Source organism: Micromonospora yasonensis, from assembly GCF_026013475.1.
Lineage (GTDB): Bacteria > Actinomycetota > Actinomycetes > Mycobacteriales > Micromonosporaceae > Micromonospora > Micromonospora yasonensis.
Map to the genome: position 1 here is coordinate 1 of NZ_JAPDPH010000250.1, position 9,707 is coordinate 9,707.

The 9,707-nt window shown below is 73.4% G+C and carries 8 protein-coding genes; 6 read left to right on the top strand and 2 right to left on the bottom strand.

The annotated features are described in order from the left end of the window. The 5 genes from ONA70_RS31405 to ONA70_RS31425 all read left to right on the top strand — a co-directional run. Window positions 1-365: FtsX-like permease family protein (locus ONA70_RS31405; RefSeq protein WP_265010113.1), on the top strand; the 365-nt coding region annotated here is incomplete at its 5' end. 43 nt (window positions 366-408) lie between these two features. Beyond that, window positions 409-3,126: a hypothetical protein gene (locus ONA70_RS31410; RefSeq protein ID WP_265010114.1), complete on the top strand. Its 2,718-nt coding sequence runs from the start codon at window positions 409-411 to the stop codon at window positions 3,124-3,126. After that, on the top strand, window positions 3,126-4,121 hold the full coding sequence (locus tag ONA70_RS31415; RefSeq protein ID WP_265010115.1) for an ABC transporter ATP-binding protein: 996 nt from the start codon (window positions 3,126-3,128) through the stop codon (window positions 4,119-4,121). The genes ONA70_RS31410 and ONA70_RS31415 overlap by 1 nt, the downstream gene beginning before the upstream one ends. Next, window positions 4,118-4,837: an ABC transporter ATP-binding protein gene (locus ONA70_RS31420; protein WP_265010116.1), complete on the top strand. Its 720-nt coding sequence runs from the start codon at window positions 4,118-4,120 to the stop codon at window positions 4,835-4,837. The genes ONA70_RS31415 and ONA70_RS31420 overlap by 4 nt, the downstream gene beginning before the upstream one ends. A gap of 198 nt (window positions 4,838-5,035) precedes the next feature. Beyond that, complete coding sequence (locus ONA70_RS31425; RefSeq protein ID WP_265010117.1) at window positions 5,036-5,701, top strand: hypothetical protein; 666 nt, start codon at window positions 5,036-5,038, stop codon at window positions 5,699-5,701. A 67-nt stretch (window positions 5,702-5,768) separates the two neighbouring features. On the opposite strand, the gene ONA70_RS31430 is transcribed toward ONA70_RS31425, so the two are convergent. Further along, window positions 5,769-7,355 (bottom strand): MFS transporter, encoded by a 1,587-nt coding sequence (locus tag ONA70_RS31430; RefSeq protein WP_265010118.1) that lies wholly within the window; start codon window positions 7,353-7,355, stop codon window positions 5,769-5,771. A 56-nt stretch (window positions 7,356-7,411) separates the two neighbouring features. Here ONA70_RS31430 and ONA70_RS31435 point away from each other — a divergent pair, with 56 nt between their 5' ends. Continuing rightward, window positions 7,412-8,050 (top strand): winged helix-turn-helix transcriptional regulator, encoded by a 639-nt coding sequence (locus ONA70_RS31435; RefSeq protein WP_265010119.1) that lies wholly within the window; start codon window positions 7,412-7,414, stop codon window positions 8,048-8,050. Here the strand turns inward: ONA70_RS31435 and ONA70_RS31440 are convergent. Further along, a partial coding sequence (locus tag ONA70_RS31440) for an alpha-galactosidase (RefSeq protein ID WP_265010120.1) occupies window positions 8,047-9,707 on the bottom strand: 1,661 nt, incomplete at its 5' end. The two genes, ONA70_RS31435 and ONA70_RS31440, sit on opposite strands and share 4 nt — an antisense overlap.

A 9,707-nucleotide genomic window follows, 5' to 3' on the forward strand; every position in this document is an offset into this window, starting at 1 on the left:
TCGTCGACGTCTGGGCCACGGCCCGGCACCGGCTGGGAGAGTTCGCCGTGCTGCACACGCTCGGCGCCAACCCCTGGCTGTTGGCCCGGGCGCTGCTGGCCGAGCAGACCTTCCTCGCCGGGATCGGGGTCGGCGTCGGGTTGCTGTTGGGTGCTGTGGTGGGCGTGACGATGGCCCCGCTGGTCATCCTCACCCCCTCGGCCAGCAGGCCCGTGCCCGAGGCGGCCTTCGTGCTGCCCTGGGCACCGATCGGGCTGACCGCGTTCGGGCTCTTGCTGGCGGCGCTGGCCTTCAGCGCGTTCATCGCACTCGGCATCCGGCAGCGGGTGGCGGTGGCGCAGATGCGGATCGGGGGAGACCGGTGATCGGGTGGGGTGGAGCGACGACCACGAGCGGGGAGACGGCGGAATGAGCATTGGCGCGGTCGCCCGCCGGGTCCGGGCGTACGGTGGGCAGTTCCTGCTGCTCGCGGCGCTGGCGGCGGTCGTCATGCTGCTGATCAGCGCAGTGCCGCGGGTGGTGAACTGGCGCACCGATCAGGGCCTGCGGACGTTGCTGGCCAGCCAACCGGCTGAGAAGCGGGACGTGACGTACTCGACCGGGGAGCCGATCTTCAACGCTGGGAACGGCACCTCCTTGATGGCGGCGTTCGAGGCCGACCTGCCGAGGAAGCAGGCCGAGATGCCGCCGGACGTGCGAAGGTTGGTCGATCAGCGGTGGTTCACCGCGGAGACCGACCCGGGCCGGGTCACGGGCCCGGATCTGGCGGCGAAGAACCTCCTGGTCGACCTCGGTCTGCGGAACATGCCGGGGATCGCGGAGGCCGGCACGCTGACCGAGGGACGCTGGCCGGACAAGGGGGCGGAGGCCGGACAGCCGGTGCAGGTGGCGCTGGCCGCCGAGGTGGCGACCAAGCTGAACCTGCGGGCTGGCAGTGAACTGACCCTCGCCGGTCCCGAGTCGCCGACCTCGGGAGGCGCCCCGGACCCCGTCCGGGTCTCCGTGGTGGGCGTCTTCGAGCCTCGCGAGCGGGGCGACGGCATCTGGCAGGGCCTGCCCTCGATCCTGCGGGTGGTCGAGCCGCAGGGGGACGCGGAGCCGTTCATCGCGCTCGGCGTCGTCGACGGTGTCGCGCTGGACCACCTGTCCGCCGACGGCTGGGGCCTGTGGTTCAGTTGGCGCTACCGCCTCGGCACCGAGGACGTAACCGCTCGGGAGGTGCCCGGGCTCATCGAAAACCTCCAGCGGATGAGCCGGGAGGCGCAGGGCTTCACGTTCGTCCAGGGCCTGGATATTCCGCTGCGGGAGTTCATGACGGCGGTGGCCGCCGCCCACACCGTACTCGCGGTGATCGCGGCCGGTGTGCTGGCGACCCTGGCCGGACTGGTCGTGCTGGCCGCCGGCCTGACCGTCCGGCGGCGTCGGGCCGAGTTCGCCCTGCTGCGTGCCCGGGGCGGCACGGTTACCGCCGGAGTACGCCGCAGCCTCGCCGAATCTCTGTTGGTGGTGGTGCCCGCCGCCGGTTTGGGCTGGTTACTCGGAAACCTGGCACCCGGGTCACCCGGCGACACCGCGGCGATCGCCGTGGTTGTGGTAGTCCTCGTCACCCTGGCGCTGCCGGTGGCGACCCTCGCGGCGCCGACCGGGGTTGCCGGGCGACGCGACCTGATCAAGCTACGTCCCTCGGTGCGCCGGATGACGGCGGAGGTGAGTCTGCTGCTGCTCGCCGTGCTCGCGGTCGTGCTGCTGCGCCGCCGCGGCCTCGTCCTCGGTGAGATCGATCCGCTGTTGGTCTCGGTCCCGGTGCTGCTCGCCGTCGGTGCCGCGGTGCTGGTCGTGCGGCTCTATCCGTGGCCGCTGCGGCTGGTCAGCCGGCTCGCTGCCCGGGCGCGCGGCAGCGTCGCCTTTCTGGGCACCGCCCGTGCCGGCCGCGCCGTCTTCACCACTCCGCTGGTGGTCGTCGTCCTGGCCCTCGCGACCGCGGCGTTCTGCGCGGTTGTCGCCGCTGGCATCGAAACGAGCCGGGACGATGTGGCCAGCCGGCGGGTGCCCGCCGACGCGCTGATCCGGGCAGAACGGATCGCGCCGGAGACCGGGGCGGAGCTGGAACGGCTGCCCGGGGTGCGAGCGGCCGCACCGGTGCTGACGGAGGCGGGCCAGCGCCTGTCGAAGGATGCGATCGGCGCGGATCCCCGGCTCGGCGAGGTCAGCGTGGTGCTGGTCGACGGGCCGGCCATGGCCCGGGTGCTCCGCGAGTCCGGGATCGGTATGACCGTACCCGCGGCCCTGCTCGGCTCTGGCGCGCAGCCCGGTCCGCTGCCCGCGGTGGTCTCCCCGGCCGTGGCCACCGACCTGGCCGCCGCCGGCCTGGACCGCTCGGCTTTCGTCATGGTGCAGGGCCAGCGGTACGAGTTCCGGGTGGCCGACCGGGCGGAGAGCTTCCCGATGCTCCGAGCGGGAAGCAGCCGATTTGTCGTCCTGCCCTGGCAGTCCCTGCCCCGGCGCGACTACCCGGCCGTGCCGACCGGTTTCCTGGTCGCCGGCAGCGACCTCGACGTCGAACAGTTGCGCCAGGTGGGTAACGCGGGTCAGTCCCGATTCCAAAAGGACGGGACGGTCGCCGGCCAGGAGCCGCCTCGCGAGGTGGAGGTCCTCACCTGGGCGGAGACCCGCCGGCAGCTGGGCGAAGGCAGCGCGAACGGGGTTCTGGTCTTCGGCTTCGCCGCCGGCACCGTCGCCGGAACGGCGCTGGGTCTGCTGGCGATCGCGTTCGTGGTGCTGGCCGGCGCCCGGGCCCGGGGTCAGGTGCTGTCCCGGTTGCGCACCCTCGGTCTGTCCCGCCGGCAGTGGCGGGGGCTGTTGCTGGTGGAGCTCGGTCCGGCGGTCAGCGTGTCGGTGCTCACCGGCGCGCTGGTCGGGGCGCTGCTGCCACTGCTGCTCACCCCGGTGCTCGGCCTGTCGACCTTCACCAGCGGCGCCCCGGTCCGGGTGGCGTTCGAGCCCCGCCTGGTCGCCGGGGTCGTCGCGCTCGGGGCGGTCGCCCTCGGCTTCGCAGTCGTCGTCGAGGCCCTGAACAACCGCCGGCTGCGCCTCGGCGAGGTGCTCCGGCTCGGAGAGGAGAGCTGATGACCGCTACCGCACAGACCCCCGTCGTGCCGGACCTCGCCGCCCTGCAGCACCGGGCCGCTCAGCGTGCCGCTGAGCGAGCCGGCGGCCAGGACCGGCTGCGCGGGCACATCGTCTGCGACGGCCTGGTCCGCATCTTCAAGACCGAGGGGGTGGAGGTGGTCGCCCTGCAAGGGCTCGACCTGGTCATCGACCGGGGTGAGCTGGTCGCGATCGTCGGCGCCTCCGGGTCCGGAAAATCCACCCTGCTGAACATCCTCTCCGGGCTCGACACCCCGACCGCAGGCATCGCCCGGGTCGCGGAGTACGACCTGCTCAACCTCTCCGCCAAGCGCCGCGTGAGCTATCGACGGGAGATGGTCGGCTTCGTCTGGCAGCAGACCGGGCGCAACCTGCTGCCGTACCTGACCGCGCTGGAGAACGTTGAGCTGCCGATGCAGCTGGCGGGCCGTGGCGGCGGTCGCCGGGCCCGGCGCGAACGGGCCCGCCAGCTGCTCGACCTGGTCGGCGTCGGCTACTGCGCGGACCGGAAGCCCAGCCAGATGAGCGGTGGCGAGCAGCAGCGCTGCGCGGTCGCCGTGGCGGTGGCCAACGACCCGGAGGTGCTCTTCGCCGACGAGCCGACCGGTGAGCTGGACGAGGCGACCGGGGCCGAGGTCTTCGCCGCGCTGCGGGCCATCAACGCCGAGCTGGGCGTCACCATCGTGGTGGTCACCCACGACCACGCCGTGGCCGGCCAGGTCCGCCGGACCGTCGCCATCCGCGACGGCCGGACCTCCTCGGAGGTACGCCGCACCGCGCGGATTGCCGCGGACGGCAGCACCGAGCTGGTCTCCGAGGAGTACGCGGTGCTCGACCGCACCGGCCGGATGCAACTCCCGGCGTCCTTCGTGGACGCCCTGTCCCTGCGCGACCGGGTCCGGCTCAACCTGGAACCCGACCACGTCGAGGTGCGGCCCGGCGACCGGGCGCACGCCGAGGAGAACGAGTCATGAGCGAGCAGCCCACGGTGGCGCCGGTCCGGGTCGCCACCACCGACGAGGTGGTCCGGGTGGAGGGGGTGAGCCGCACCTTCGGCAAGGGCGAGCACGCCGTGCACGCGATACAGGACGTCTCCTTCTCGGCCGGCCGGGGCGAGCTGGTCGCCGTCCGGGGCCGCTCCGGCGCCGGCAAGACCACCCTGCTCAACCTGGTCGGCGGGCTGGACCGGCCGGACACCGGCCGGGTCCGGGTGGCCGGGCACGAGGTGACCTCGGCGAGCGAGCGGGAGCTGCTGGCGCTGCGCCGGGGGACCGTGGGTTTCGTCTTCCAGACCTTCGGCCTGGTGCCGATCCTGTCCGCGGCGGAGAACGTCGGGGTGCCGCTGCGGCTGGCCAAGGTGCCGGCCGCGGAGCGGGAGCAGCGGGTGGCCGTGCTGCTGGAACTGGTCGGGCTGGGCGGGCACGCCGCGCAACGCCCGTACGAGCTGTCCGGTGGGCAGCAGCAGCGGGTGGCCGTGGCCCGGGCCCTGGCCAACGAGCCGGATCTGCTCATCGCCGACGAGCCGACCGGCCAGCTCGACTCGGAGACCGGCCGTTCGATCATGGACCTGCTCCGGGCCGTGGTGCACGCCAAGGGGATGACCGCCCTGGTCGCCACGCACGACCCGGCCCTGATCGAGATGGCCGACCGCACCCTCACCCTCCGGGACGGCCGCCTCGTGCCCGACTGACCGCCGTTCAGCCAGCCCTCCGGCGGCGGTGGTAGGCGACGGTGAGGGCGAGCAGGAGGGGGCCCCAGAGGAGGAGGGGGAGGTAGCAGCCCACCAGGAGGACGAAGCCGGGCGGGGAGAAACCCAGGTCGTTGCCGCGCACGGCGCGCCGCCGGGGTGGTGATCGGTGCCGGCGGGACCGGGAGCACGGGCGGCTCCGTGCCGAGCTCAGCCGCCGCCCCCGGCCAGCAGATCCTGCTCGCTGCCGCCACCACCGCGGAGAAGACCCCCGCCGAGTCCGGCACCTACTGGTACCTCCGGACCGAGTCCACCGACTGGCGGTCGGAGAGCTGGACCCGGCGCGACGGCCGGACCTGGGTACGCGGAGACAAGACCGGCGGCACGGTGATGGAACTTCCCCTGCCCACGCCGTTCCGGCTCGGCGGCCCGGACGTGACCTTCGACCAGCTTCAGGAGCTGCCGACCGAACCGGCCGCGCTGAAGCAGTGGATCGCCCGGTCGGTGCGCAACAGCGACGTGCGGACGAGTGCCGGGAAGCCGGACGCCGCCATGCGGGAGCAGATGGTCTTCGACGGCCTGTTCTCCCTGGTCGCCCAGCTGCCCGCCCCGCCCAAGGTCCGCGCCGCCGCGTTCCACGCCATCGCCGCGTACCCCGAGGTGGCGAGCACCGGGGCGACCGATGGTGGGGAGGGCTTGCTGATCCGCCTGGGCGCGGGATCGGCGGCCCGGTTGGTCATCGACCCGGCCACCGCGCGGATCCGGAAGACCAGCTTCTACGTCACGGCGGACGGTGCCCGGATCTCGAGGGAAGGCGACGGCATGTTCGCGCTGACCGCGGAGTGGACCGACCGGCTGCCGAGGTAACGGTCCAGCACGGGGTGGTGGCCGGGCCGGGGCGGACCCGGCCACCGCCCCGGCCTGCCGGGCATGGTCAGGCATGGATGGGAGTCGGAGTTCCGTCGCCGGCCCGACCGTCGGAGAAGCCCTGCCCGTTCCCGGGCGAGGATGGGTGGTCGGGCAGGAGGCGGATCACGCCGATCGCGGCGAGTGTCGAGATCACGGCCGCCACCAGGCAGCCGGCCTGCAGTCCGTCGTAGAAGGCGGCGCTCGCGGCCGAGGCCAGGGTGCTGGCCTGCGCGGGGAGCCCGGTGGCCGCGAGCTGGTCGGCGGTGGTCAGCGCCGCCCCGATCGAGTCGCGGGCCGTGGCCGCGGCGGCCGGGGGCAGCTCACCGTCGAGTCGGGTGAGCCCGTGCTGGTAGAGCGACGCGAAGATGCTGCCGATGACCGCGACGCCGAGCGTTCCGCCGACCTGCCGGGTGGCGTCGTTGACCGCCGAACCGATCCCGGCCTTGGCGGCCGGCACGACGCCCATGACGGCCTCGGTCGCCGGGGCGCTGGTCAGCCCGAGTCCGCCACCGAGCAGCACCATCTGGGCGGCGATCTCCGGATAGCCGGTGGTGCTGCTCAGCGTCGAGATCCAGGCGTAGGCGAGCCCGAGCAGGAGAAGGCCGGCGGCCACCACCCGGCGCGTGCCGACGCGTACCGCCAGCCGGGTGCCGAGCACCGAGCCGCCGGCGATGCACACCGCCACCGGGGTCAACCGCACCCCGGTCTCGAACGCCGAGTAGGCCCGGAGGAACTGGAAGTACTGGGTGATGAGGAAGATGAAGCCGAACAGGTTGAAGAAGGCGACCGTCACCGCGCCGCTGGCCGCACTGAACCGCAGGTTCGTGAACAGCCGCACGTCGATCATCGGATGGGCCACCCGCCGCTCCCGGAGGACGAGTGCGGTGGCCAGGAGCGCGGCCAGCAGCCAGCCGGCCACCGAGCGGGCGGAGCCCCAGCCCTGGTCCGGTGCCTCGATGAGGGTCCACACCAGCGCGCCGACGGCCAGGCTCGACAGGGCGAGACCGGGCACGTCGAGCGGCGGGGTGGCGGGGTCGCGGGAGGTGGGCACGATGGCGACGGTCAGCGCGGCGGCGAGCGCCGCGGGCGGGGCCATGGCGAGGAAGACACTGCCCCACCAGAAGTGCGCCAACAGCCAGCCCCCGACGATCGGGCCGACCGCCACGCCGAGGCCGGTGACGCCTCCCCAGATGCCGATGGCGACCGCCCGAGGGCCGCGCTCGGTGAAGACGTTGGTGAGGATCGACAGGGTGGTCGGATAGATCATCGCCGCGCCGACGCCCATGACCGCTCGTACCGCGATCAGGTGGTCCGCCGTGCCGACCACCGCCCCGACCGTGGTGGCGAGCGTGAACAGGGCCAGGCCGGCGACGAGCATGCCGCGCCGCCCGAAGCGGTCACCCAGGCTGCCAAAGGCCAGCACCAGCGCGGCGAACGCCAGGTTGTAGGCGTCGACGATCCACTGCAGCTCACGGGTGTCGGTGTGCAGTTCGCGGACGAACGTGGGCAGCGCCACGTTCACGATCGTCGTGTCCACGTTGATGGTGAACACGGCCAGGCAGAGCAGCACCAGCAGGAACCACGGCGACCGCCGTGACGGTTGATCAGCCATGGACAAGAAAATAAAGCATCTGGTTTAGAAAATAAAGCGAATGCTAGGATCGGCCCATGCGCTCGTACGGTCAGTTCTGCCCGGTGGCCCGCGCCGTGGACGTGCTCGGCGACCGGTGGACGATGCTGATCCTGCGCGAGCTGCTCATTCGGGACAGCCGCTACTCGGACCTGCGGGACGCCCTGCCCGGCATCGCCACCAACCTGCTCGCCGAGCGGCTCCGGCAACTGGAGGGTGACGGACTGGTGCAGCGGGTCGGGCTGCCCCGGCCCGCGTCAGCCGTCGTTTACCAGCTCACCGAACGCGGCCGCGAGGTGGAGCCGGTGATCCACGCGCTCGCGCGGTGGGGCGCGCCGCTGCTGTCCGGCGGGCAGGGGGAGGACACTTTCCGCAGCCACTGGTTGCGGCTGGCCGCGCCACTGCTTCTCGACGGCGCCGACCTGACGGACCTGGAAGGGCTGACCGTCCTGGTGCACGGCGGCGACGCGCCCGTGCTGATGGTGGTGGAGGCCGGGCGGCTGGACGTCCGGCCGGCGCCGTCACCCTGCACCGCGGACGTGGAGCTGACCGGTGCGCCGTCGGCGCTGGTCGACTTCCTCCGTGGCGGCAGCGATGCCGGGGTGACGGTCGCCGGCTCGGACCAGGCGGTCACGGCGTGGCGCGCTGCGCTCGACCGGTCCCGTTCCCTCGCCTAGCCGACGGTCACCTCCAGCAGCAGCGCCTGCTCGGGATGCAGCGCGGGCAGCTGGAGCCCCACGACGCCCAGCGCCGCACCGCTCAGCGTCACCCCGTCGCTCGATGCCAGCCAGCCCGGCGGGGTCAGCTCCAGCAACGCCGGCTCCGGCACCCCAGCCGGCGGCCGCACCCGGTAGCGCCGCGCCGGGTCCAGCCCCGGCAGGCGCACCGCACCCGGCACCTGGGCCACCGAGGTGGCCAGCCGGGAGATCGCGTACACCGCGTGCGAGCGGTCGGGGGCGACCACGCCGTGCGCCTGGACGGCCGGATCGGGATGGTCGACCCGGACCACCCGGCCGGCGTGCAGCAGCGGCCGGAGCCGCTTGTGCAGCGCCACCCAGGCGGCGAGTTCGGCCCGCTCGGCGGCGGTGATCCCGCTGATGTCCCATTCGATGCCGAGGTGCCCGAAGAGCGCGGTGACCGCCCGGAAGCCCAGGCCGTGCACCCGGTGGGTGGTGTGCGAACGCTCCGGTCCGATGTGGGTGCCGACCAACTCGGGCGGGAGCAGCAGGCCGGTCCAGCGCTGGATGGACAGCCGCTCCAGCGCGTCGTTGCAGTCGCTGGCCCAGATCCGGTCGGTGCGGCGGAGGATCTCCAGGTCGACCCGGGCGCCGCCGGACGAGCAGCTCTCGATCTCCACCCCGGGGTGCCGGGCGCGCAGCTCGTCCAGCAGCCGGTAGACCGCCACGGTCTGCGCGTGCACCCCGGGCCGGCCGGCGTGCCCGGCCTCGGTGAGGTCCCGGTTGTGGTCCCACTTCAGGTAGGCGATCCCGTCGTGCTCCGTCAGCACCGCGTCGAGCCGGCCCAGCAGGTGGGCGTACGCGTCCGGGTGGGCCAGGTCGAGCACCTGCTGGTGCCGCCACTCCGGTGGCAGCCGGCCGGGGGTCTGGAGCACCCAGTCCGGGTGGGCCCGGAACAGGTCCGAGTCCGGGTTGACCATCTCCGGCTCGACCCAGAGCCCGAACTGCATCCCGTGCTCGCGGACGTGGTCGATGAGCGGTTGCAGCCCGTCGGGCCACACGTCGTCGTCGACCCACCAGTCGCCGAGCCCGGCCCGGTCGTGCCGGCGGCCCCGGAACCAGCCGTCGTCCAGCACGAAGCGTTCCACGCCGACCTCGGCGGCCCGGTCGGCGAGGCCCTTGAGCCGGTCCAGGTCGTGGTCGAAGTAGACCGCCTCCCAGACGTTCAGGGTCACCGGGCGCGGGCTGCGCGGGTGCTGCGGGCGGGCCCGCAGGTGGGTGTGCAGTACGTCGCTGAGCCCGTCCAGCCCGGCGGTGGAGTGCACCGCGTACAGCAGGGGCGTGGCGTACTCGTCGCCGGGGCCGAGCACGATCTCGCCCGGGGTGAGCAGTTCGCCGCCGCCCAGGGTGGACTCGCCGGTGGGTCGGCGCTCGGCGACGGTGACGTGGTCGCCGCTCCACGCGGTGTGCACCGCCCACACCTCGCCGTGCCCGAAGCCGAAGCCCGGGGTGCCGGCGACCAGCAGCAGCGTGGCGTCGTGCCCGGTCCGGCCGTGCCGGCCCTCGGTCTTCAGTGGCAGCACATCGTGGACTTCCCGGTGCACCAGCCCGTCCGTCTCCATCTCACGGAGCGCCTGAGTCAGAACCTTCTCGCTGA